Genomic DNA, 22,670 nt, shown 5'->3' on the forward strand with positions numbered 1-22,670 from the left:
TAAACTAAACTTTTTGGACAGCCTCTTTTTTATTTGATGAATTAGATTATTGTTCAAGCTCTTTGATTTCTTTAAATTTAGAATTCCAGTTAGATTGAGCTTCATAAGCAGTTTTAGCTCCTTTAGGAACATAAAGAATTGCATTGGCATTAATGCCATTAAAAGTATTAGCTTGTACAGTAGGGGGAGTAGTAGCTTTTACAGTTACTTTTGTTAATCCTTTGCAGTTCATAAACGCCATACGTGCTATAGTTTTTACTGTAGCAGGTAAAGTAAGTTCTGTAAGTCCTGAATTTACAAAAGCCATAGCTTCTATCTCTTCTACTTTCTTTAAAATAACTGATGTAAGATTAGTAGTACCAAAGCAAGCACTTGCTCCTATTTTAATAACATTACTAAAATTTATAGAAGTAACAGCTAAATTCGATCTAAAAAGAGCTTGTCCTACTGCTGTAGCATTTGTTGGGATAGTGATAGCTCCTTTAGCAGTAGTTCCTGCTTTGAGGGTTACTACACCGTCATTACTTACTTCAAAAATATCATCTTTAGCTTTTACGGTTACAGTGATAGCTACTGTTTTGTTTTGGCTGTCTTTAAGAGTGATAGTGGCAGTACCTGCAGCTACTCCTTTGATAATCACATAGTGGTGAGTATCCTTTTTACCTGCTACTTTTTCAGTTTTCTCTTTTACTTCAGCAGTTGCAATATTATCAGCTGAAGAAGTAACAGTATAATTAGGGTTACCGGTGTTAATACGGATTTCTACTGTAGCTTCGGTTTCTACCTCAGCAGCAGTTTTAGCAATGGTAAGCTCAGCGGCGGTAACAGTTACTTTGAAAGAGGTAGTTTGATTGTTAGTATTATCTTTTACCACTACTTGAGCAGTACCTACATTGAGGGCTTTTACACGTAGGTTTTTACCGTCGGGGTTACCATTTACAATGCGGGTTTCCACAGTGATACTCACACTTCCTGCAGGACTGATTGTAAAAGAAAGATTGATATTGCCATTGTGTTCGGCATTGAGGATTCTGTTCACTTCTTCTTCTCCGTTTACAAGGGTGAGTGTTTGTTTTTCTACCGAAAGTCTTTCGCTAGGGTCGATATTGCTTTCAACAATTACGGCTATAGCAGCTTTTTGTCCTTTAGCATCGGATACTGTGAGAGTGGTTTGTCCTTCGGCTATTGCTGAGATTTTCACGTTGTTTTGCTCGATTGCTGCTGTAGCAATGTTTTTATCGGCACTCTCTACTTTATAACCGCCATTGCCGGCTGTGATGCGCACAATAGCGCTTTCAGTTTGCTTTACGGTTACTGCCGATTTCTCTAAAGTAAGTCGCTGAGGGGCTTGTTCGCCACCGTTGTTGTCATCTTTTTTACAAGCTGTAAAAAGAAGGGCTATCAGGGTGAGCCCTAAGGTTAAAAATCTGAGGTTTTTCATAAAAATATATATAAAATTAAAATTAGACTCTATGGGTTAGTTTTTTGTCAATTGTCAATTGTAATAGGGCACTACTATTTTTAGGGTTTTACCGCGCAAAACCACTTGTTGGGTAGCGGTGCGCACTTCTTCTACGTAAAATTTAAGGTTTTCGCGAGTAGCTACTCCTCCTAACTTCTTGTATTCGATGAGTAAATTGATATAAGTACCCACTACTGGATGCTCAATAGGCGGAATTTTGTAATACAAATTGTTAAGCGCATTGACATTAGCGCTCCCCGAAAAGAAAGTGCCTGTGGTAGGGTCTTTAACAATACGCGCTGGGTTAATGGCTTGGCTAAGCGAGCGACTGGTGTTCTGGTATACGCCTAACTGATTGAGAAAGCCTTTTTCGTCTATACAACGCACTTTCACTTTCAGCTCTTTTGGGGCGAGTCCTGCCGAAGTAGCGGTGAGGGTGGCTACCCCTTCGGCTTTACCTCTTATCTCTACAATCCCACTACTGCCATTCCAAGTAACTTTCATCACCTCATCGGGGTCGGTAGTGGTGAGGCTCACAATGTCACCGCCTCCTAAGCGTATGGTTTTATTAATATCGGTAGGGGCAAGGGTTACTTCATCAGCTGAAAAACTGAGTTCGTTAGGGCGGACGTTAATCTCCAAGCGCGCGGTTTGGTCGTGTGAATGAATGATTGCATAAGTAGTTCCTTGTTCTTGAAAACTCTTTATCTTCAGGGTATCCTGACTGATAGAAGCACTTGCCAAACGACTGTTAGCAACATTCACTGTGTACTTGTGATTGCCTCCTGAGAGCAATATATCGTGCTGACTCTGAGGGTAGAGTGTGAGCTGAGTGAGTGAACTGCTCTCGGTGCCTATTTTGATAGGCTCGGTGGTATCTGTTTTGTCTTCGCAGGCGCAGAGCACTATGGCAAAGAGACATAAGAGTATATTTTTTGTCATAACTGGTAACGTTCAGCGATTTGTTGTGTGATGTTTTTAAGTGAACCTACAATTTCGGCAGGGGCTAACAAGCGGGATTTATTCCAAAGTCCGGTACCTGCTATAAGTTGGTTTTGGAGGGCTTTTACTTCGTCGTAAGTAAAATAAAGACTGCCATCGGGTTTACGAGTGAATTGCAATGCGTATAGGAATCCATAGCCTTGCGACAAGTATTTGAAAGCCTGCTTAGGCGATTCGCTGTAATTGGCAAGGGTATTTGCCCCCGTAAGGGTGTGAATGGTGCGAATAGCCATCACTTTGGAGAGTTCTTTGCGAATGATGTGCATTTGTTCATATAAGGCTTCATAGCGATAGCGCCCTAACTCTATGCGTCCTTGTACAAAAGCATTGCGAATTTTGCGTTCGGCACCTGCCAAAGCAGCTACTCCATCGGATTGGGTGAGCGATTGCAGATGCAGGAAGTAGCCATAAGCCAAATCCCAATGATGTTCGAGTTGGGTGTAGTTCTCACCAGCGGGCAAGACTACGTTTTGGTGTTCGCGGCGCAGGGTAGCATCGGAGAAAAAACGCTCGTCTAAGTGGTACAAGAGGATTTTATCTAAATAGAGTGCTCCGTTTATAGTGTATATAAACACTTGTGCAGGTGCAATGCCTTTTTCATCTACATACACGCGATCGGCATCACCTACCCTACGACCTGCATCACCCGAAACGCCTTGTTGGGCTTCGCGCAACGGAATGCTTTTGGCTACGAGAAAGAGATTTTTTACATCTTCTCTCACTTGAGCAGTAGCAGCCAAAGGTGAGGAGGCTACTTCGTCAGCGGGTTTTACGTAAGAAGTCCCCTCGTTGTAGTAACGCAGAATTTCGTCGTAAGTAAAATTAGAAATAGCACCGTTGAGCAAACGCCTTTCGATAATCTCCAAAGGCTCGCGCAGCAAGCTCACGCTATGTTCATCAACACTCGACTGCCCATTGCGGCTGAAAGTGTAGGGGATATCAGCTTGCGGACGCAAGATATTAGCGGTCTCCACAGTCTCACCTTCGCCTTTTTGGCAAGCTATGACTACTAACAACAAGGAAAGATATGATAGTATATGTTTCATTTTCATTATTTTAAGGCAATACTATATATTCGCAATAAGGGGTTATATTATCGGTACCATCGGTGTTTTGGGCGGCGATGTACTGTAAGGTAGGTACATTCACCACTCCTTGGGTATCAACAGCGGTAAGCTGTGCACTGACGCGTGATTCTCTTTCTCCACCTCCATACACGCCGAGATACAGCGGATATCCTGAAGGGAGGGTAAAGGTAAGCGTTTGTGCCGTAGTGGTGGCACTGAGTACCACGCGCTCTTTATTGGCATTTACATAACACACATAATAACGTGGGTCACGAACATTGCCTTCGCCTCGCTGACATTGATAAGTGAGGGTTACAGTATACTCACGTGCTTCTTGGGTAGCATCAATACTTGGGTACACATAATGAGCGATATCACATTGTTTATGCACGAGATCTTCGTAGTTGATGGTAGGTTTTTCAATTCCTTTGAAAGGGAATAGCTTTTGGTAATCCTCTGGAGTAGGATCTTCTTCTTTGCTATTGCAGGCTATGAGTAACAAGACTGCAATGATAGTGTTTAGATATTTCATTTTATTAATTTGCCAATTTGCTAATTCTCAAATTTTCTAATTAATTCTCAAATATTTCAGCAGTGTAGCCAGTGGCAATTCCTTTGCTATCGCGATGATGGGCTACAAAGCGGTTGCCTTCTCTTACAAAGTCGTAGAATATAATCGACTTGTTGTAGCGCAAGCCGGCTCTAAAGGTGAGTCCGCTTTCAGTGCCTACATAGCCCGAGCCTATAAACTGACTTTTATACCTACCTGTTGAGGGATCTTCCTGCGGATTAGTGCGGTATTCAAATACGTAATACCTATTGGCAACAAATCCCTCTAAGAAAGGTGTGTTGAGCCCAAAATTATTGCCTTTTAGGTATACATCACTTTGGTAGTAGATTTTGCTCCCCCGCTTGATGACTATTTGAGGGTTTTGCATCTGCTCAAAAAAGAGTCGGTTGTTATAGGCTTTTTGCAAGAACTGTTGTTTATCGTCGGCTGTTTTGAGTTTTTCAAACACAATGTACTCGCGGGCAGGGTCGGCATACGAGGCTGTTTTGAAGACCATATTCTGCAAGGTGTCTTTACCTACATACAGCCAATCGGCAGCGGCGCGAAAGCGGTTGTTTACCAATTGGTGAACGTAGTTATAGGTAGTGAACGAGAGTTGTAACTGCGCCTCTTGGCTAAGGGTGTATTCACTTGTTTTGACGGTTTGCAGTGTTTCGCTATGGGTGTCGGCTTGTATGGCTACTGTATTGTCTTTGTTAAAGGTCATCAGGAAATAGAAGCCACCAAAACCTTGGTTTAAGAGTTTTTCTACATAACGCGAATCACTTCGTTTTTCAGCTTTGGTGGGGGTAGCAAACAGCAATGAATCGGTGCGGGGGAAGTAGAGCACTTTCCAACCGTAGGGCGCTTCGGTAAGTTCTTTTTGCAAGGCAATGCGCTGCTGGAGCATTCGCTCTGAGGGCGATTGCTCAAAAGCATTCTGTTCTTTATGGCAAGATGCCAAAAGAAGCGCAATAAATGCTGTTGTTAAAAGATATTTCATATATGATTCATTTATTTTATAGACTCTTCACTTTTACCTATTATTAAAACGGTTGAGGCGTTGAAGGCTTAAGAGTTGCAAACGCTTCAAGCTGAACCCTACTTTTTTGTTGAAATAATCGGCGATGAAAGCTTCTTTTTTCAGTAGGTTGTTATACGATAAGGCTGCTCGTTGTACTTCTTCATCCGTGCTATCTACAGGAGTCTTCGCAATATTTTTGGCTATCTCTATCTGGGTGTTGAGATTGGTGAGGGGAACGCTTATCATCTCGGCAAAGTCGTTTTCGGCTGAAAGCATTGCTTGAAAGGTGATAAATCCGTAGTGATTGGGCGTGCTTTGGGTAAAATTACAATAGTAGCATTCCTCATCTATACCTGCTTGGGTGTGTGCATTTTGGCATTGGGTAAGCGATGCAAAATACTGAAAAGGCAAGGCTCTATTGCAGTTGTTTAAGTCGCGCTTTTTGGGGTAATACTGCAAAGCATAAAGGGCAGTATCATCATTAGGAAAACCGTATAGCTGTTTGTTAGAACTTGCGCGATAATCCTTCTGACTGATATTCAAAAACGCCTGACGGTCGTAAGGGTATAGCTCATCGCCTAATAAGCGGGCAAATTGGTGATGTACAATGCGCATCAGCACATATACTTTATTCTTGTCGCGTGGGTCGAAATTATTGATGTTATACAAATGAAATTCACGCCCTACCGCACTGCTATTGATGAGCTCTTGTCCGTTGCCATCAATGTTTTTACCGCCATAGAGGTATATTTTTAAAGGAGCTTTTCCTTTCCAGAAATTAGCCCCTCCTAAAGAGGGCTCACTATAGAGTTCGAGCCATAGGTATTTAATAGCCTCGAGTACCGGTTTTACTTTGCTCACTTCAGGTGGATAGGTATAGGTACCTTTAGGGGCAGTGTTTTTGTCCCAACGGTATTCCACAGCAATGCCATAAGGCAAGGTGATATTGGTTTCTATCCACTTGTCTAAATCGGTATAGGCTTGCTGAGCGGGTTCGGTATCTACAACGCTTTGTGTAGAAAGTTTTTCACGCTGACAGCTCACTGTGAGAATTAATACCGTAATGAGTGTTATTTTTAAAAGGCTTTTCATATAAGTTTTATTTATTGCTTGTCGTGAATGAATAGCCCCCGTTCCCCCGAAGGGGGACAATCCGCGAAAAGATGTTTTATTTATTGTAACACTATTCACTTTTCACTATTCACTTTTCACTATTCACTTTTCACTTACCTCGGGTTTGCAGGCAAACCGCGGTTGATGGCTTCTATGGGGAGTTGTATCACTTTGCGCAAATCCTCTTTTTGTAGGGGTTCATTAGTGCGATTTACAGGGGTATAAAAACGCCTGATGTCTAACCAACGCATTCCCTCGTGCATAAATTCCCATTGACGCAGAAAAGCGATATTTTTGATAGCTCCTAACTGACGAATGCTAAGCCCATAGAAAGGCGAGTAGTTGCGATAATCGTCATCGGTAGAGGCGATAAGGTCTTCCACGGTGATATTGCGAGGATTATCGAACTTTATTTTTTGAAATTCGCGATATTCTAAGAGCAGTTGGTTGTAGTTTTTGAGCATAGCATAAGCTTCCATACGGTTGAGCATCACCTCATCGGTAGTAAGTAGTACGTTTGATACATACAAGTCAGTAGGCTTGCTGCCGGTACTGCCAAATAGCGACAGCTCATCAAACTTGGCTATATACATACCATTATACACAGGAGTAGGCGAGGTAGCAGGTGTGTAGTAGGCCGCACTATTGCTCATCAGTTGGGTAGTAAAGCCGTACTTAGCTGTAGGTAGCTCTCTTGCCCACCGCGATTGCACGGTGGTGATGAGCAGGTTAGCTTCTTCCTCTGGCTGGGTATAACGCTGGTAGAGATACGGACGGTTGTTAAACCCATACACATCGTAATAGTCCTTTTTCCAGTGGCGTAACTGCGTTTTAGGTTGCGTAAGTACATAGTTAGCATAATCTATCACGGTTTGCCATTCGCCTTTAAACAGATAGAAACGCGAGGCAAAAGCATAAGCAGCACGCTTGTTGAAATGAAACTTAGGTTTAGTGTAATAGGCATCGCTCACTAAAGAAATACCCAACTTGAGATCTGTTTCTATCTTCTGATAGACCTCATACACTGTACCTCTATTGTACTCTACCAAAGCGTTTTTCTCGGGCGTAGTGAGGTAAGGAATCCCCATATCGTTTTTAGAGGCTTCGCCTTTGTAGGGCTCTGCCCAAATATTCACGAGCATAAAGTGCAGGTAAGCCCTGAGCAAGAAAGCCTCGCCATAAAGCGCTTTTACACGTTCGGTTTTGGGGTAGCGGGCTAAAAGTTCTAAGGCTTTATTAGCTTGTGCAATGCCTCGGTAACAACTATTCCAATAAAACAAAGGTGCATCGAGGTCTTCTTGGTCTTCATCTTCCCAGCGGTACATCGCTTCGTTCAAACGGGTATGTATACCATTTTCGCGTTCGGCTACATTGTCAGTACGCGTTTCGAGGAAAGGGAAATAGCTCGCATCGGGGTAAGCCCCCGTAAGAAGCTCGGCTATTTTTTCTTCCGAATCGAGGGGAACATTTAGAGAGGCATCGGGGTCTTTGTCTAAATAGTTGCAACTTAGCAATAACAAAGAAAATATGTAAATTAAATGTTTCATTCAGTTTTAAACTATTAATTTTCAATTGTTAATTGTTAATTCATTAAAATCCTATTTGGAATGCCAAGGTATATTGTTTGGGGGTAGGCAATGACACCCCTCCAGACTTGTAATACTCAGGATCTTGACCGTTGAGTTTGCTATCGGAATAAATAAGGAATGGATTGGTGGCTTGCGCTCGCACCGTGAGACTGCTCATACCATAGCGTTCCAAAGCCTTTTTAGGTACGCGGTAACCCAATGATATACTCTTCATACGCACAAAGCTACCATCAGCAACACGATTTTGAGAATAGTTGTACGTATTATAAGCACGCTCTATATTCTCTTTGCCAATGAGGTTGATAAGGCTCTGTGAAGGCAATGAGGGCACCTCGGTACGGAGCTCGTCGTAAGGGTGCAGCCAGCGGTTGTAATATTCTTTAGGAAAGACATTCAAATCGCCAAAAGTGGGATCGAAAGTAGGGTTCAAACGGATTTTATTTCCCGCTTGCGCCGAGATAAAGAAAGAGGCTTCCCAGTTTTTGTAAGTAAAAGTATTAGAGAGCCCTGCAATCACATTGGGTTCTACTGAGCCGTGATAGATAAGGTAAGATTTTGAGTACTGTGTGTCGAGAAAATCAGCGCCTACTACATTGGCATTTGCGCGGTTGTTAAGGGGATACAATCCAAAATCAAAAGTAGGTAAGCCTTGGTGGTTCACCCCTTGATAGTTGAACGAAAACAATGAGCCTTTAGGGTAACCCACGATATTGCCGCGCCCTGTACCCGATACCATATCAAAAGTGTTGGGGGTGTTGAGCAAACGGGTAATCTTTTGGTTCATATAGCTGAACGAAATAGTAGTTGCCCATTGGAAATCTTGCTGCTGTATGTTTTTGGTATTCAGAGATAACTCTATGCCACGGGTGCGCATATCGCCAAAATTGGCGTACTTATAGTATTCACCGCCTATACCCGAGGTGCGAATCAGGTCAATAAGGTCGAATGAATTACGCTGATAAACATCTACCGACATACTGATGCGATTATCAAAAAATCCCGCATCGACACCGAGATTCAGCTCGTACATCTTCTCCCAAGTGAGGTCGCGGTTCTCCAAGTGCAATAGACGCAAAGCGTTCTCTCTATCGCTAAAGCGGTAGCGGTTTTGCACATAGTTTTGGAATACACTATAAGAATTTATCGCTTGCTCGTTCATTTTAGCAGTAAGCCCATAACTGGCTCTCAGAGCAAGGGTACTGATGTTTTTGCTGTTGAAGAAATCTTCGCGGTCTATATTCCACTTTGCCCCCACATTCCACGTAGGCAACCAGCGCGAACGCGTACCACGACCAGCAGTATTAGACCCTTCGTAGTTCAGCACGGCATTGGCGATATACTTACCTTTATAGCCATACGTACCACTGGCAGAAAAGGTGATGCCACGGTCGTACTTCTCGGTAAGTGCGAAATAGTTGTTGCCCTCGTTGAGGAGCTTTTGAAAGATAAGCGGATTGGTAAATACCTGATTACCGCGATCATACTGAATGCCATAGCCTTGAAAAGGCGTAACAGTGCGGTCGGCATAACGAATTTCGGCAAAACCAAAGGCTTTGAGATCGTGGTCTTCGCGCAAGGTGCGGTGGTAATCAACCGCCAAGCGCCCCATATAGCTTTTGAGAGAGGTTTCCGTTTTATTGAAAATACCCCCATTGGTGAGCGCTATTTGCGGAGGTGCTAAAGGATTGTCCTTATTTTTGAGCAAATAGATATTATCATTGGCTACCTGAGGGGTTTCATTGGCGCGAAACGCCTTGATAACATTAGAATTTTCGGTGATATAGTGCGATGATTGTGTTTGTGCTTGGCGCGCGGATACTAAAGCAGTAACTTCTAAATGTGGATTGACCTTGTAAGAAGCTTCGGCTTGTACTTTGAAATCGAGTACATCGATTTTCATATAGTTGTTGCGATATTCCTCCAAAATATTGAAAGGCGCCCAGTTGTTGCGATAGTACTCTAAATTACCCTGCGCATCTTTAGGTCGCAAGGTGCGCGACGTACCTAACGCATACGAAAAAGGGTTGATATCAAAATCACGCTCGAAAGCACCTACAGCTGTGTTTTTACGCTGTGCAAAAGTGCCAGGGGCTTTCTGACTGCGTAAATTCCCTACGGCAGTAAAGGTAGCTTTTAGTTGGTCGTTGATATAAAAAGTATTTTTGAGGTTGGCAGTGATACGCTTCACATTATCGGTAATCGTCCAGCCGCTATCGTGATAATAACCTAACGAAGCATAACTCGTACTGTTTTTACCCCCACCGCTAAATGTAATAGTGTGGCTACGTATGGGGTTGATAGAAAAAAGATGTTTGAACCAATCGGTATTGGCGTATTCGCGTTCTCTCATAAAGGCAGCCTGAGCTGCTGGCGTATTGGGGTAGTAGTAATTGCCGGTATTAGGGTTGATGGTACTCACTCCCTTATACCACTGGTAGTAAATGCCGCTGCGCCTGCCGTAAAGGGTGTTTTGCAAATTGAAATAGCCTTTACTGTTCATCTCTTGCAAGAGTGACATCGTTTCTTGCGAGTTCAGCAAGTCAAAATCTTTATATGACGGAATGGTGCGGAAGCTCTGTTCGTAGCTATAAGTAATGCGGTTAGGCGTATCGCGTTTGCCCGATTTGGTTGTAATAACAATCACCCCATTGAGGGCACGCGCTCCATACATAGAAGTAGCCGATGCGTCTTTCAGCACTTGTATATCCTCTATATCGGTAGCGTTGAGTCCGGCAATAGCCGAGCTCACTAAGGTAACCGCATCACCAGAAACCAATTGGTCAAGACTGAGGGGCACCAAATCTTCATAAATCGCCCCATCGATTACCCAAAGCGGCTGTACATTGCCTATGATAGAAGCCCCTCCGCGAATATTGATGCGCGGCGCCGAGCCAAAAGAGCCCGTTACATTTTGGATAGAAAGCCCTGCTACACGCCCTTCGAGCATACGTGATATATCGGCAACACCTTCCATTTTGATATTGTCCATCTTCACCGAAGCAGCTGCCCCTGTAAATACGCGGTTTTGTATTTTCTGGTAGCCCGTGAGCACTACCCCCTCTAAAGCTTGGGCTTCTTCTTGGAGTATGATTTGCAGGGTTTCCCCTTTGATTTTGAAGCGTTGGGTTTTCATTCCCACATAACTCACTTCAAGAGTTTGCCCTACCTGCGCTTTGATGCTGAAATGCCCCTCCATATCGGTACTGGTGCCTATATGTGATTCTTTCACCACTATCGTCGCGCCCAACAGCGGAGTGCCATTGGTTTCTTTTACCGTTCCTTTGAGGGTAAAGGTTTGAGCGCTAGCAGATAGACTTGCAAGGAGAAAAAGAAATATGTATGACAGTTTGTTCATCGTTAATTTACTTTGTAAATGATGCCACCAAAAATACCCAAAGGATGCCCTGGGCGCAATCCTGAAGGGTGACGGGATACCAAATAAGTGCGATTGGTAAGGTTGATAGCGTTTAAGGTGAGGGTAAAATGGCGAGCAAAATGCGCTTTAGCAGCAACATCGATAATGGTATAGGCAGGAATTTTATGGCGTTCGGCGATAAGTCCTTGCCCTGGTTCAGTGCGCACAGCACCATTATAGCGAATACCTATATTCAGTTCGTATTTTTTGTACTCGGCTCCTATACTCAAGTTGAGACTATGGCGGTTGATATAAGGAATTTCGTCACCTGCAATCACTCGCCCCCAAGAGTTGCTCTCGAAAGAGTTTTTCATCTCGGTATCGGTAAAGGTGTAGGAGAGTTGTAAGGGGGTTTTTATAGGAGATTCCTCAGGGAATGGCTGGTATTGTGCGATAAACTCAGCTCCTTTCACGACAGCTTCCCCCACGTTGAACTGTTCGAGGGTACCTGTACCGCCCATAGCCGCAAGGTCGCTACCCAACATATTGCTGTAATGATTGTAAAAACCTATCACTTCAGTTTTTAGCTGTTTATAATTCACACGCAAGCCCACTTCAAAGTTGATACTGCTTTCGGGTTTTTGGTTTTCGGTGAGTAGGGTGATGTTACCATTTCTGTCCATCACACGCTTTTCTTTACTTACCCCTGGGGGTGAAAAACCCTTGTGTACACCGGCAAAAGTAGATAGCCAACTATTGAGGTTGTAGTGCAGCCCCAAGCTGGGTATTACGGCATTGGCTACATTGGTGGTTTCTATGCGTTTTTGCCCTGTACGGCGGGTGTCGGCAGTAGTATAATCTTTTTCTAACAATTCTATATGCTCAAAACGCAAGCCCGCAGTTACAGTGAGCTGTTTGTAAGTCAGTTTAGAGAGCCAATAAGCCGCTAAGGCATTGGCACGAGTGATTTTATTCGACTGACTGCCCTGTACTCCTTTCCAAAGGAGTTGCATTTGCTGGTTTTTCATCGCATAGATATCGTCCCACTGGTTGCGGTCTTCTTCATCGGTGTGGTAACGCAGCCCCCACTCGTTGTCTAAATAACAATTGCCCCATATCGCTTTGTATTCAGCTTTGGTTTGCACGCCACGAGAGAAATAGTTACGGTAGTTGGCGCGCACAAAGAGTCCAGGGTTGTCCTTCAAGCGTTCGTAGTCGTTGTAGAACACACGACTATCGGTTTTACCTGAAAGTATATCAAAATAAGGAGCATTAGTTTCGGGATCGGAGAGAATTTGCCCAATGGTGCGTTTTTCGTTGGCTGAAGTGCCGTATTTCACCGATTCAAGTTTGTACCAGTTGCGGAAGAAGGTATTGTAATAGAAGTGAGTAGTAAATTTTAGTCGGTTAGAAAACTGAAGTAAGTAAGTGCCCACCCACTGAGTGTGGCGAGTTATGAGGTGGTCTTTTTGAGAGCCTACATAGCGCAGGAAAGGCGTTCGGGCAAAATCGGATTGCGTAAGACCTACATAAGTTTCATTAGAATCCTCATCGGCATAGCCCGCTTTCAGCTCAAAAGAGTGGTTAGCCCCTTCGGTTTTAGCCGTATTCACTTTGAATTTGGCAACCCAATCGTTGCGTTTGAAGCCTGCATTTTGTTTGTTTTCAAAATGTTTAAAACCATCGGACTGGTAGCGGAGGTATTCCACCATATAGCCAAAGTGTTTTTTGCTGTCACCTACATTGATGTGCGTTTTAAGGGTGTTGTTAGTTCCACCGGAAGCACTTAGCTTGGCTGAAAATTTGGTTGGGATAGCTGTGGATACCATATTGATAGCCCCACCAGTAGTGAACGGACCGTATTGCACTTGGCTACTGCCTTTCACCACCTCCACCGCTTGCATACGAGCCGCATTAGGGAAATAGTAAGCCGCAGGGGCTGCATAAGGAGCAGGAGCAGCCAAAATACCGTCCTCCATCAAGGTGATTTTCTCACTTCGCTCTGCTTTAGTACCTCGCAAACTGATGTTAGGTCGCAAGCCATAACCATCTTCTTCGTACACATTCACCCCAGGGACAGCTTTGAGCATACGGTTGATATCAGTATAGCCCATTTTTTGAATTTCTTGAGGAGAGATGTAATACGCTGATCCCGTACGGTTGCGCGCCTGAAACTTGCCACCTAATATTTGCTGATCCGATACCGTTACTTCGTCTAATTTTTGAATGGTATCTTTCTGTTGTTCATTTTGTTGAGCAAAAGCAAAAGAGGTAGATAGCCAAGATAAAAGTATAAAAACACCCAATGTTTTCATATAGAAATCATAAAATCGGGCGCAAAAGTACGTATTATTTATAAATAAAACAAATAAGGGGTTGGAAATTACGAGTTACGAATTACGAATTACGAAGAAAATCGGCTATCTATAAAAGTTTTATTTTATAAGAGGATGTCCAAAAATGTTTTATTTTATAAGGGCGTTTGCAAAACGCCCCTACAATATAACTAAAAAATTAAAGACTTTAGTTACTATTCACGTAAAGGTCTGTAGCTTAAATGATGACCTAATAGAACATCTGTAAACAACTCCACCAAGTTTTTCGTTCTTATTCTCAGGCATTGTGCTACAATATTCTTCTTTTACTACCCATTCGTTGTAGGTATAGGTTTTGTAGACTTCTGTGGCTTTTCATAATTTCTTAAATACCACTTTTTCAATCTTTTGTATAGTCGTAAACGATTGTTATAATTGGTTGTTTTATCTTGAGTGTGAAACAAAATAGCTTGTAAATGATCATACATATAAGCATCAGATTTATATTCTTTTTTAAATTCCTTTAAAACAACTTCTTTATAAATATCTCTTTTACTTTTCAATGCATAAGGCAACATAAAAAACGCATAATCTCCCTCTGTAAAATTACAAATTTCAGTATATCTAAAATATGTAGGGATTGTATCTTTCACTTTTTCAATGAGACAGGGAACCAAAACTTTCCCCTTCTGATTAATTTGATCAAAAACCTTACCCGTAAATAAATAGTCATCTGTATATTCAATGTATCCCAAACTATCTAAAACAGGATATTTATCACAATCTAAATTAGTAAAAACAGATTGTTTTTTCGTCGCACAAGCCATTAAACAAACGACTATTATAGAAAATAAAATTAGTTTTTTCAAGGCTGTTTTAGCATATTCTTTCATATTCTTACTTAGGATTATAATGCCCTTCATTTTTATAAATAATCCAATTAGAACGCTGAATAAACTTTTCATCTCGATTCACATATTTGAACCAAATGGCAGCACGCATTTTTATGTTGGGTTCTGTTATTTTAAAAATTTCCTCACATTCTCTCATTACAGCCATAGAAGAAAGTGTTTCTATTTTAGCATTAGGAGCTAAAATAGTATCATATTCTCTTATGTTAATGGGACGCATAGGTGGAGCTACACAAGTCATTTCTCTTATAGTATCATTTGCCTGAAATTCTAAAACCAATATATCTGTATATATCACAAACATATTTGTGGAAATAGGTTCGTCTAAGTAATTAGCAATTGTTAGTTTTGCCTCTTTGTTATTGATTTTATCTAATTGTACCACCACTTCTTTTTTTAGGTGAGGAGCAGGAGTAATAATCACATTTTCTTGTTGCTTAGGTGTGTTGTTAGTGCAATTAGCTCCCCCTAATAGTAAAAACAGAAGTGCACTAAATTTATTTATAGAATTTTTCATATCCGAAGCTGTTTAAATAAAGTAAAAGTCCACATTTGTTATTTTTGAGGCATATTCAATTCTTCTTCTGTAAAAACATCTTGATTCAAATAATATTTACCATCAGAATAAAGATAATATCTGCAATTTTTCCAAATGAGTTTATATTTATCGGGGTCTTTGCTAATAATATGTAATTCCCATCTGTCTGACCACTCTTTTAATAAGTATAAGAATTGCTTATCTTTTGAAAAACCTGTATCTGCTAATTTTTCATACGTATCTCTATCTACAATGTCCTTTATTTTTAACTTATCAGAGTTCATAGCGTAAAGCTCTGATATATATATTGGACGAGAATAGTAAAAGATCATATTGTTAGTTCCTTGTATATACAAATTCCCTTGTTTATCTTCAAAAAGATTATCTTTCACTTGCTTATAATCTTCTGTTATCTTTATATATTGACAACCTTGACTGTCTATATATACATCATTTTCAAAAAAACTATTACCTACTTTTTTTATATTTACATTTTTAGAGCAAGCTATAAATATTAGTAATAAAAGGAAAAATACAATTCTTCTCATAGTTCTATTTTTATATAGTCAAACAAAAAAATTGATCAACAGATTGATAATCAGAGCAGTCAACTTTACCTAAGTTTCCAGCCTGTGCGGCTCGCACCTTTGGCAAAGTGTAACGACGCAAAAGCGATTTTTAGACTTTTCAGACAGCCTCCTACAATGTAACTAAAAAATAGAGGTGTGCGTTTGTGCAGTAAACATTTCTAAGAACTTCATTCCTCTATACGAATTACCTTTGTCGTTGAGTTTGGGACTCCATACCGCTATGCTGTAATGATTGGGCAATAGGGCAACAATCCCCCCTCCTACTCCACTCTTCCCTGGCAAACCTACTTTAAAAGCAAACTCTCCCGACTCGTCATAAAATCCGCAAGTTTGCATTATGGCGTTTACGCGCTTGGTGCAGGTTTCGGTAAGGATTTGTACGCGGTCGTGCATACGGATACCATCATTGGCAAGAAATGAGAAGATATACGCCATCGATTTGCAAGTGAGTTCCAAAGAACAGAGTTTGAAATAGAAGTTGAGCACCTCGATAGGGTCGTTTTCTATATTTCCAAGCGACTTGATGTAATAACACAAGGCAAAATTGCGATATCCTACGGATTTTTCCGATTCGGCTACTAAAATAGAATAGTTGATGGTATCGTCGTTAGCTAATTCACGTACAAAAGTGAGGAAATCGGCTTCGGCATCTTCTAAAATAGAGAGCAAAATATCACACACTACTATTGCCCCTGCGTTGATGAGCGGATTACGCGGAATACCATTATCGGCTTCTAACTGGACGAGAGAGTTGAACGAAGTACCCGACGGTTCTACATCTACGCGACGCCAAAGCTGGTCGCCTATGATGCTATACGCCAAAGAGAGGGCGAGCACCTTGGCGATACTCTGCGCCGAAAATTTTACATCGCAATCGCCTATGCCATAGGATTGCTTGTTGAGGCTATAGAAATAGACCCCAAACTGTTCGGGGTTTACTTGTGCTAATTCGGGAATGTAGGTAGGGACGGTGCCAGCATTTTCGCCCTTTAATACTTCCTCATAAACAGCATCGATTATTTTTGAATACTTCATTTTTCAATTAACAATTGACAATTAATAATTAACAATTAACCGTACTTCTTATTGTACGTTTACACAGCCCCAGCCGTCGTAATTACCTTCAAAAGGAGAGGCAAGTTCTAACAAATCCCATACGATATCATCGATAGCCAACGGACTGTCTTCACGAGTAGCTTCTACCATATAGGGATATTCTTTTCCTTCTGCTTTTCGATCTTCTACAAATTCATCATCGTTAAAACGCACTTTAAAACCTTTGGCTTCAGCTTCTTTGGCAAAAGCCTGTTGCTGAGCCGCTTCTTTGAAGTAGAAAAAATGGTCGATTTCTCAAGGTACTTCCATCTTATCGCCATTCTTTTCGAGTTGCATTAGCACTTTGCGGTTTTGCATCGTTTGGTAAGAAAACTCATCGGGGTAAAGGAAATCGAAATAATCTTCCCACTCAGGATCTTCGGCTATATTATACCCTGATTCATACCCCTGAAAAGCTTGTAATGCTTCTTCACAAGTTTTAGCCAAAGTTTTGGCATTTTGGGTATAAAACCAGAGTTCTAAAAACCCTTCCGATTTTACTACCCCTGCTAATACAGCCCCTGTAGCTCCCGCTTTTTCGCCTATAGCATCCTCTATATCACAAAGGATAGGATATTCTTCATTAGAAGAAAGTCCGTCGGGTCTGGGTTTTTTCATTTTGATATAGAACTGCAAGCGCTGTGTGAGTCCTTCGAGAGGAGCGACCTCAATCAAGGCTAAATTAGTGCGTATAGAGGCAGGAGCGCCTTCAATACGGCACATAAAGAAATCCCAATTTTGGGGGAGATTTTTATTATTCATAATATTCGTATTTTATTGTTTTTATGTTATGTAAATCGCGACTGCCTGTTAAGGTTGTTTTCTTTATGGGGTTGTGGTGCTTATCGTATTCATACTCATAGATTTCTTCACTTTGTTCTTCCCCATCTGAAAAAATTTTTTTTGAGATTTCATCCTTGTTTTCATTGTAGGTAAAAACAATTTTAGTAGCCACTTTATCAATATTATATTCCATTTCTATCAGATTATTTTGGTTGTCATATTTATAGCTAATAACCACATTAGTTATGGACTTTCTTTTTGGATACGTAGTTATCTCTACCATATCGTAATACTTGTCATTATAAGAAAATGTTGTTTGTGAGGTTAAAGAATCTTCTTTGCTAATAGGAATGGTATTTATTTTGGAAAATCTTCCTTTTTTATCATAAGAAAAAAGAATTTTAAAAGCGTATTGGTCGTTTATATATTCATCTCTTTGAATTACTTTACCTACTTGGTTATATTTATAATGAATAGTTTTTCTATTTAAAGGAGCGCCTTCATCAGAAAGAGTTACTTCAGTTTCAGTAATGAGGTTATGCTGAGTGTCATAAACATAATCTGTTGTTGTAACCTCCTTTTGAATACCATCATCCGTTTTTATTTGCTGAACATACCCATCTGTATTAAAGGAAATAGTTGTGGAGATAGTTGAAGAACCCTCTTTTTCATCTGTTTGGTAATGAGACATCACTTGTGTGATTGCTTCCATAGTTTTAACTTTTCCGTGAAGGTTCAACCATTCCCAGTTTTTTTCGGGTAAGGTAGTGAATCTTTTTTGTTCGTTGCAAGCCAATAAGCAAAGAGCAAAGGCTAATAATGTAGTAAGCGTTTTGTAATTCATATAAGTTTGATTTATTTTTTAATACTAATACAGATATACTGACCTCGTGGGTTATAGTGCCCTTTTTGATCCCAACGAACAGAGACATTAATTACTTTGGCATAGAGATTTCCATCACTTCCCATAAAGACTTGTTCTCTATCCTTTTCATCCAACACTAATGCCCACTGGGTAAAAGTGGTTGAAAATACTTGCTTTATTTTATTTGTCTCATCAATACTATAAAGTGAAAATTCAGTAACTCCTTCATAGACATTGTCTAATAGAGTCATAAAATATTGTCTATCAAGAGTGATATAAGGATAAGCAGCTAAAGTAAGCTTTTTACCTGTGGTTTTGTCAATCAAGGTATAATCCCAATCTTCATAGTATGTAGTACTGATAAGATATTGATTTAGAAAGGGTATTTCGCCTATATAAGTATGCTCTATTCTATTTTCATCGTACTTAGGCGCAAGGCTATCAATATAAGTAACATATTTGTTTTTACACTCCTGACAAGGAAGGCGCAGTTTCCCTTTTACTTTTTTGATAGTATTGGTAGTATCTATAAAATCAACGGCATTGGCTTTTTGAGCGAGATATTCGTCTTTAGTCACAAAACGAATGTTTATTTTCTTGAGCGGTTTCTTATCTTCAGTAGTAATCAGCTCTTTATAGTTGAGTTTTATTTGGCTAATATCGCCCGTTTGTTCTCTCTTTATAAAGAGTTTTTCCCATTGCCACAAGATAATCTCCTTGCCATCGCGTTTGTACTTCCTTTGGGTGCGCTGTTTTATGCCATACCAAGAGTTAAGTTCTTGAACTACCTCTACTTTTTCAGCATAAGGCAATTTGCCAAGACGTGCGCTTTTGTCGTCGGCTTCCTCATAAAAATCAATACTATCGCGGGTGGTTACATAAACTTCTTTAATGGTAGGTGCATTATAATCAATAGGGTTGCCTATTCTTTTGCCTTCAGAGTGTGTATCCTCAACTGAATCCTTCTTTTCTGTATAAACCACATCAGCGGTGTTGATTACCTCCTCTTGGGCAGGAGAGGATGAGAAATATCGGCAGCTGCAACAGAGGATTAATATGGCGCTTAAGAGGGGTTTCATTTTGTTAAATCGTTTTTGAGTTTGCCGATTTCTTTTTGGGTATCGGCAATGAATTTGGTATCTATATCGGTGGTTTGGTGGATAGATTGTTCGATTTCGGTTTTAATTTCGTTGGTAGCATCACACATTTGGCGTATGGTTTTGCCTAAGGCGCGTGCCTGAAAAGGCTTGTTGTACGATGTGAATGAGGTGTTGAGGGTTGCTCATCATAGATTTATTTATCAGTAGGTTGATTTGACAATACTTTGCGCAATTCTTCTATATTGGGTAATACACGCTGAAACTGTTCAGGCATTTCGGCAGTAGTGGTATAGCGAGCCACACCCATCGGTTTGTGATAGTCTTGAATGACATATTCTACGAAATCTTTATTAAAGTCTTTACAAAGAATGATACCAATGGTAGGATTTTCGTGTGGTTTCTTTACTGTGTCATCTAAAATCCGCAAATAGGCGGTGAGCTGTCCTAAATAAGAGGGTTTAAAACCTCCTTTTTTGAGTTCTACACACACCAAACAGTTAAGTTCGCGGTTAAAGAAGAGCAAATCGGGGTATTGTTCAACCTCAAACACTTCCAAATGGTATTGATTACCTACAAAAGTAAAGTCCTTGCCAAAAGTCATAATAAAATTCTTCACATTATGGATAATCTGTTGTTCTACTACTCGTTCATCTATATCAGCGAGGTCGCGTTCCCCCATCTATTCTACATTGATAAAATCGAGCAAGTACTCATCTTTGAACATTTCAAGTGCTTTACGCGCTAAATTCTTAGAAGGGAGCGTTTGGGAGAAATTATTAGGGATAGGTTGAACATTATAAATATCTGTTGCAAGAGCACGTTTTAAAGAAATCACAGAAGCTTTATTTTCAATCGCCCAACGAATATAATACAGACGTTGCTTATTATCTTTTACTTCTTTTAAAATCTCAAGATGATGGGTAAAAGGTAGTGATAGAAAAGAAGAGGCTGAAAGCGTATCAAAATGTGGAGATAATACATTTTGTAATTTGGAAATCGTGATTTCCAAATTAGTATCTATTTTATTTCCAATAACTTGTAATTCGGCAGTTGCAACTGCTGAATTGATATCTAACTCCTGCCACGCCTCATAAAAGGCTCTCATATTACGCAAATGCCGAGCTCCAAACCCACGAAGTCCTGGCAGTTCTTTGTGAAGTTGCTCTGCTATTACTTCAATAGCTCCTGTACCCCATACCCCTTTGCGGGTATTTTGAGAGACATAGCGCCCTACGCTATAATACAAGGAGAGTTGTACGGCATTTACTTGCTTAGCAGCCGTATATTGACTACTGAGAATAGCTTCTTTTATCTGCTCAGCAGCAGTGGTATAAGAGGTTTTTGGAGTATTCACCATAATAATTTGCTGATTTTGCCGATTTAGCCCCCGTTCCCCCGAAGGGGGACAAGCTGGTGTGAGTCGTATGGGTGATTTGCCGATTTGCTGATTTGCTGATTTTTTTTAGAGGTCGTTACTTAGACCTAGGAATTTCAGACAAGTCGGACGAGTCAGACGAGTCTGAAACCTAACACCTAAAACCTGACACCTAACCTCTAACACCTGCCCTCTAACCCCTAATCAAGCGATTGGTTTTCTTGGGTAGAGACGTGTAGCATATCGGCGTATTCGCTGGGGGTGAGGTTGCCATAGTAGAAGTGAATAGGGTTGATATGTTCGCCGTTTTTGATGACCTCGTAGTGCAAGTGAGGTGCTTCAGACCTACCTGTGCTTCCTACTTTGCCGATGAGGTCGCCGCGCTTCACGTGCTGACCGGCGCGCACATTGTAGGCAGAAAGGTGCCCGTAGAGGGTTACATAGCCATAGCCGTGGTCGATGCGAATGTGGTTACCATAGCCTGAGGCATTGCTATCGGCACGGACTACCACGCCATCGCCAGCAGCATATACAGGAGTGCCTTGAGGTGCAGCGAAGTCCATACCATAATGGAACTTACGGGCTTTGGTAAAAGGGTCGGTGCGCCAACCATAGCCTGAAGCCATATGTTTTAAATCTTTGTTGTTAATAGGCTGAATGGCAGGAATAGAAGCGAGAAATTTTTCCTTTGCCTTAGAGAGTTTGGTAATCTCATCAAGCGATTTAGATTGTACAACCAACTGTTTGCGCAACACATCTAAACGCTCATTAGTACTGGCAACAAGTTTAGAGTTGCCAAATTTTTCGAGGTCTTTATAGCGGTTGGGATTTTTAAGGCTCTTGCGGATACTATCGGGGATGATAGGAGCGTTGAAGTATAGGCGGTACATATTGTTGTCGCGTTCTTGGATATCGGCAAGCACCTCTTCCGCCAATTCCATTTTTTTATTGAGGATTTGGTAGTTGGTTTCGTAGGTTTTTATCTCACGTGCCAACACCACCTCACGAGGGGTGAAAAACAGACGTGAGTTAATCATTACCAAAGAAAATAAAATCCCAAAGAGAGCTGCTGCCGTGAGGAATATCAGGGCATTGCGCACCTTTGTGCGCTTGCGATTGCGAATGCGTTTATACGAGAGCGTCTCGGGGTCATAATAATATTTTACCTTTTTCATACGGGCAAAAGTATAAAAAAAATATGATATTTACTATTTTGTGACAAAAAAAATGTAATTTTGCAGTGAGTTAGGTGTCAGGCATCAGGTGTCAGACATCAGATAATTGTTAATTGTCAATTGTTAATTATTAATTGAATTTATGGGTATTTCAGAGATTATATTTATACTTTTTATGGTTTTAATACTTTTTGGGGCAGATAAGCTCCCAGAGGTTGCACGTGGTTTGGGCAAAACAATGCGCCAATTGCGCGATGCTACTGATGAGATTAAAACTGAAATTCATCATCATATCAATCACACGGGAATAGACACTTCTATCGTAGAAGACACCCAAAAAGAGATTGAAGAACTTAAAAAAACAATTGACAATGAAGAATTGACAATGAACAATGAATAATAAACCTACATTTAGCCAAAGGTGCGAGCCGCACAGGCAATAAATGTAACTTAAAAACCTCCTCTTGTGGTACAAACTGCAAGGGGAGGTTTTCTGTTAATGATTAATTAGCAATATAAATTAGGATATAAAGATATTTTTTATTACCTTTGCCCCCGATGTCAGGTTTTAGGTATCAGGAGTCTGACCTGTCTGACACGTCCGACTTGTCTGACTTGTTTGATAAAAACTAATAATCCAATAACTTTTGCGGCTTGTCCCCCTTCGGGGGTTCGGGGGGCTCACTAAATAATAATTATATGAAAAAACTCATTTTTTCGGCATTCATTGCCACAGCATTATTCGTTTCCTCTTGCGGGAA

Annotated in this window: 22 protein-coding genes; 1 reads left to right on the top strand and 21 read right to left on the bottom strand. The window is 40.8% G+C overall.

What is annotated here, in order from left to right; genetic code table 11:
• Positions 1–46 precede the first annotated feature (46 nt).
• From HMPREF9073_RS00600 to HMPREF9073_RS00685, 21 genes are all read right to left on the bottom strand, one after another.
• A complete protein-coding gene (locus HMPREF9073_RS00600) occupies positions 47–1,441 on the bottom strand; it encodes a leucine-rich repeat domain-containing protein (RefSeq protein ID WP_009412024.1) in 1,395 nt (464 codons plus the stop codon).
• Positions 1,442–1,495: 54 nt separating this feature from the next.
• The gene (locus tag HMPREF9073_RS00605) at positions 1,496–2,404 is read right to left on the bottom strand and encodes a hypothetical protein (RefSeq protein ID WP_009412025.1); all 909 of its coding nucleotides are present in this window, start codon (positions 2,402–2,404) and stop codon (positions 1,496–1,498) included.
• Positions 2,401–3,516, bottom strand: a complete 1,116-nt coding sequence (locus HMPREF9073_RS00610; RefSeq protein WP_009412026.1) for a DUF4856 domain-containing protein — start codon at positions 3,514–3,516, stop codon at positions 2,401–2,403. Before HMPREF9073_RS00610 ends, HMPREF9073_RS00605 begins: the two co-directional genes overlap by 4 nt.
• Positions 3,517–3,520: 4 nt before the next feature.
• Positions 3,521–4,063 carry a hypothetical protein gene (locus tag HMPREF9073_RS00615; RefSeq protein WP_009412027.1) on the bottom strand — a complete coding sequence of 181 codons (543 nt, stop codon included), beginning with the start codon at positions 4,061–4,063 and terminating at the stop codon, positions 3,521–3,523.
• Between the two features lie 40 nt (positions 4,064–4,103).
• Positions 4,104–5,084 carry a DUF4302 domain-containing protein gene (locus tag HMPREF9073_RS00620; protein ID WP_009412028.1) on the bottom strand — a complete coding sequence of 327 codons (981 nt, stop codon included), beginning with the start codon at positions 5,082–5,084 and terminating at the stop codon, positions 4,104–4,106.
• Between the two features lie 33 nt (positions 5,085–5,117).
• Positions 5,118–6,197 carry a putative zinc-binding metallopeptidase gene (locus HMPREF9073_RS00625; RefSeq protein WP_034555017.1) on the bottom strand — a complete coding sequence of 360 codons (1,080 nt, stop codon included), beginning with the start codon at positions 6,195–6,197 and terminating at the stop codon, positions 5,118–5,120.
• A 134-nt stretch (positions 6,198–6,331) separates the two neighbouring features.
• The gene (locus HMPREF9073_RS00630) at positions 6,332–7,765 is read right to left on the bottom strand and encodes a RagB/SusD family nutrient uptake outer membrane protein (RefSeq protein ID WP_009412030.1); all 1,434 of its coding nucleotides are present in this window, start codon (positions 7,763–7,765) and stop codon (positions 6,332–6,334) included.
• A gap of 43 nt (positions 7,766–7,808) precedes the next feature.
• Positions 7,809–11,162, bottom strand: a complete 3,354-nt coding sequence (locus HMPREF9073_RS00635; RefSeq protein WP_009412031.1) for a SusC/RagA family TonB-linked outer membrane protein — start codon at positions 11,160–11,162, stop codon at positions 7,809–7,811.
• Positions 11,163–11,164: 2 nt separating this feature from the next.
• A complete protein-coding gene (locus HMPREF9073_RS00640) occupies positions 11,165–13,477 on the bottom strand; it encodes a TonB-dependent receptor domain-containing protein (RefSeq protein WP_009412032.1) in 2,313 nt (770 codons plus the stop codon).
• A gap of 329 nt (positions 13,478–13,806) precedes the next feature.
• The gene (locus HMPREF9073_RS00645; protein ID WP_157453466.1) at positions 13,807–14,370 is read right to left on the bottom strand and encodes a hypothetical protein; all 564 of its coding nucleotides are present in this window, start codon (positions 14,368–14,370) and stop codon (positions 13,807–13,809) included.
• A 4-nt stretch (positions 14,371–14,374) separates the two neighbouring features.
• Complete coding sequence (locus HMPREF9073_RS00650) at positions 14,375–14,905, bottom strand: hypothetical protein (protein WP_009412035.1); 531 nt, start codon at positions 14,903–14,905, stop codon at positions 14,375–14,377.
• Between the two features lie 38 nt (positions 14,906–14,943).
• Positions 14,944–15,474 carry a hypothetical protein gene (locus tag HMPREF9073_RS00655; RefSeq protein WP_009412036.1) on the bottom strand — a complete coding sequence of 177 codons (531 nt, stop codon included), beginning with the start codon at positions 15,472–15,474 and terminating at the stop codon, positions 14,944–14,946.
• 162 nt (positions 15,475–15,636) lie between these two features.
• Entirely contained in the window at positions 15,637–16,551 is a 915-nt protein-coding gene (locus tag HMPREF9073_RS00660; RefSeq protein ID WP_009412037.1) for a glutaminase, read from the bottom strand.
• 48 nt (positions 16,552–16,599) lie between these two features.
• Positions 16,600–16,863 carry a ribonuclease E inhibitor RraB gene (locus tag HMPREF9073_RS16115; RefSeq protein ID WP_232212843.1) on the bottom strand — a complete coding sequence of 88 codons (264 nt, stop codon included), beginning with the start codon at positions 16,861–16,863 and terminating at the stop codon, positions 16,600–16,602.
• Positions 16,864–16,866: 3 nt separating this feature from the next.
• Entirely contained in the window at positions 16,867–17,373 is a 507-nt protein-coding gene (locus HMPREF9073_RS00665) for a DUF695 domain-containing protein (protein ID WP_009412039.1), read from the bottom strand.
• Positions 17,366–18,238 (bottom strand): hypothetical protein, encoded by an 873-nt coding sequence (locus tag HMPREF9073_RS00670; RefSeq protein ID WP_009412040.1) that lies wholly within the window; start codon positions 18,236–18,238, stop codon positions 17,366–17,368. Before HMPREF9073_RS00670 ends, HMPREF9073_RS00665 begins: the two co-directional genes overlap by 8 nt.
• Before the next feature lie 11 nt (positions 18,239–18,249).
• Positions 18,250–19,338: a hypothetical protein gene (locus HMPREF9073_RS00675; protein ID WP_009412041.1), complete on the bottom strand. Its 1,089-nt coding sequence runs from the start codon at positions 19,336–19,338 to the stop codon at positions 18,250–18,252.
• Positions 19,335–19,466, bottom strand: coding sequence for a hypothetical protein (locus HMPREF9073_RS16480; RefSeq protein ID WP_009412042.1), 132 nt, complete (start codon positions 19,464–19,466; stop codon positions 19,335–19,337). The genes HMPREF9073_RS00675 and HMPREF9073_RS16480 overlap by 4 nt, the downstream gene beginning before the upstream one ends.
• A gap of 86 nt (positions 19,467–19,552) precedes the next feature.
• The gene (locus HMPREF9073_RS16120) at positions 19,553–20,038 is read right to left on the bottom strand and encodes a PDDEXK nuclease domain-containing protein (protein ID WP_009412043.1); all 486 of its coding nucleotides are present in this window, start codon (positions 20,036–20,038) and stop codon (positions 19,553–19,555) included.
• Entirely contained in the window at positions 20,039–20,716 is a 678-nt protein-coding gene (locus tag HMPREF9073_RS16125; RefSeq protein ID WP_009412044.1) for a DUF1016 N-terminal domain-containing protein, read from the bottom strand.
• A 218-nt stretch (positions 20,717–20,934) separates the two neighbouring features.
• Complete coding sequence (locus tag HMPREF9073_RS00685) at positions 20,935–21,909, bottom strand: M23 family metallopeptidase (protein ID WP_009412045.1); 975 nt, start codon at positions 21,907–21,909, stop codon at positions 20,935–20,937.
• A 142-nt stretch (positions 21,910–22,051) separates the two neighbouring features.
• Between HMPREF9073_RS00685 and HMPREF9073_RS00690 the strand changes: the two genes are divergently transcribed.
• Positions 22,052–22,309, top strand: coding sequence for a twin-arginine translocase TatA/TatE family subunit (locus HMPREF9073_RS00690; RefSeq protein WP_009412046.1), 258 nt, complete (start codon positions 22,052–22,054; stop codon positions 22,307–22,309).
• The last annotated feature ends 361 nt before the right edge of the window (positions 22,310–22,670 follow it).

The sequence above is a fragment of the Capnocytophaga sp. oral taxon 326 str. F0382 genome (assembly GCF_000318295.1).
Classification (GTDB): Bacteria; Bacteroidota; Bacteroidia; order Flavobacteriales; family Flavobacteriaceae; genus Capnocytophaga; species Capnocytophaga periodontitidis.

Coding starts and splice junctions, on each gene's coding strand:
- HMPREF9073_RS00600 (WP_009412024.1), bottom strand. CDS start 1,441: ATGAAAAACCTCAGATTTTTAACCTTAGGGCTCACCCTGATAGCCCTT.
- HMPREF9073_RS00605 (WP_009412025.1), bottom strand. CDS start 2,404: ATGACAAAAAATATACTCTTATGTCTCTTTGCCATAGTGCTCTGCGCC.
- HMPREF9073_RS00610 (WP_009412026.1), bottom strand. CDS start 3,516: ATGAAAATGAAACATATACTATCATATCTTTCCTTGTTGTTAGTAGTC.
- HMPREF9073_RS00615 (WP_009412027.1), bottom strand. CDS start 4,063: ATGAAATATCTAAACACTATCATTGCAGTCTTGTTACTCATAGCCTGC.
- HMPREF9073_RS00620 (WP_009412028.1), bottom strand. CDS start 5,084: ATGAAATATCTTTTAACAACAGCATTTATTGCGCTTCTTTTGGCATCT.
- HMPREF9073_RS00625 (WP_034555017.1), bottom strand. CDS start 6,197: ATGAAAAGCCTTTTAAAAATAACACTCATTACGGTATTAATTCTCACA.
- HMPREF9073_RS00630 (WP_009412030.1), bottom strand. CDS start 7,765: ATGAAACATTTAATTTACATATTTTCTTTGTTATTGCTAAGTTGCAAC.
- HMPREF9073_RS00635 (WP_009412031.1), bottom strand. CDS start 11,162: ATGAACAAACTGTCATACATATTTCTTTTTCTCCTTGCAAGTCTATCT.
- HMPREF9073_RS00640 (WP_009412032.1), bottom strand. CDS start 13,477: ATGAAAACATTGGGTGTTTTTATACTTTTATCTTGGCTATCTACCTCT.
- HMPREF9073_RS00645 (WP_157453466.1), bottom strand. CDS start 14,370: ATGAAAGAATATGCTAAAACAGCCTTGAAAAAACTAATTTTATTTTCT.
- HMPREF9073_RS00650 (WP_009412035.1), bottom strand. CDS start 14,905: ATGAAAAATTCTATAAATAAATTTAGTGCACTTCTGTTTTTACTATTA.
- HMPREF9073_RS00655 (WP_009412036.1), bottom strand. CDS start 15,474: ATGAGAAGAATTGTATTTTTCCTTTTATTACTAATATTTATAGCTTGC.
- HMPREF9073_RS00660 (WP_009412037.1), bottom strand. CDS start 16,551: ATGAAGTATTCAAAAATAATCGATGCTGTTTATGAGGAAGTATTAAAG.
- HMPREF9073_RS00665 (WP_009412039.1), bottom strand. CDS start 17,373: ATGAATAATAAAAATCTCCCCCAAAATTGGGATTTCTTTATGTGCCGT.
- HMPREF9073_RS00670 (WP_009412040.1), bottom strand. CDS start 18,238: ATGAATTACAAAACGCTTACTACATTATTAGCCTTTGCTCTTTGCTTA.
- HMPREF9073_RS00675 (WP_009412041.1), bottom strand. CDS start 19,338: ATGAAACCCCTCTTAAGCGCCATATTAATCCTCTGTTGCAGCTGCCGA.
- HMPREF9073_RS16480 (WP_009412042.1), bottom strand. CDS start 19,466: ATGTGTGATGCTACCAACGAAATTAAAACCGAAATCGAACAATCTATC.
- HMPREF9073_RS16120 (WP_009412043.1), bottom strand. CDS start 20,038: ATGGGGGAACGCGACCTCGCTGATATAGATGAACGAGTAGTAGAACAA.
- HMPREF9073_RS16125 (WP_009412044.1), bottom strand. CDS start 20,716: ATGGTGAATACTCCAAAAACCTCTTATACCACTGCTGCTGAGCAGATA.
- HMPREF9073_RS00685 (WP_009412045.1), bottom strand. CDS start 21,909: ATGAAAAAGGTAAAATATTATTATGACCCCGAGACGCTCTCGTATAAA.
- HMPREF9073_RS00690 (WP_009412046.1), top strand. CDS start 22,052: ATGGGTATTTCAGAGATTATATTTATACTTTTTATGGTTTTAATACTT.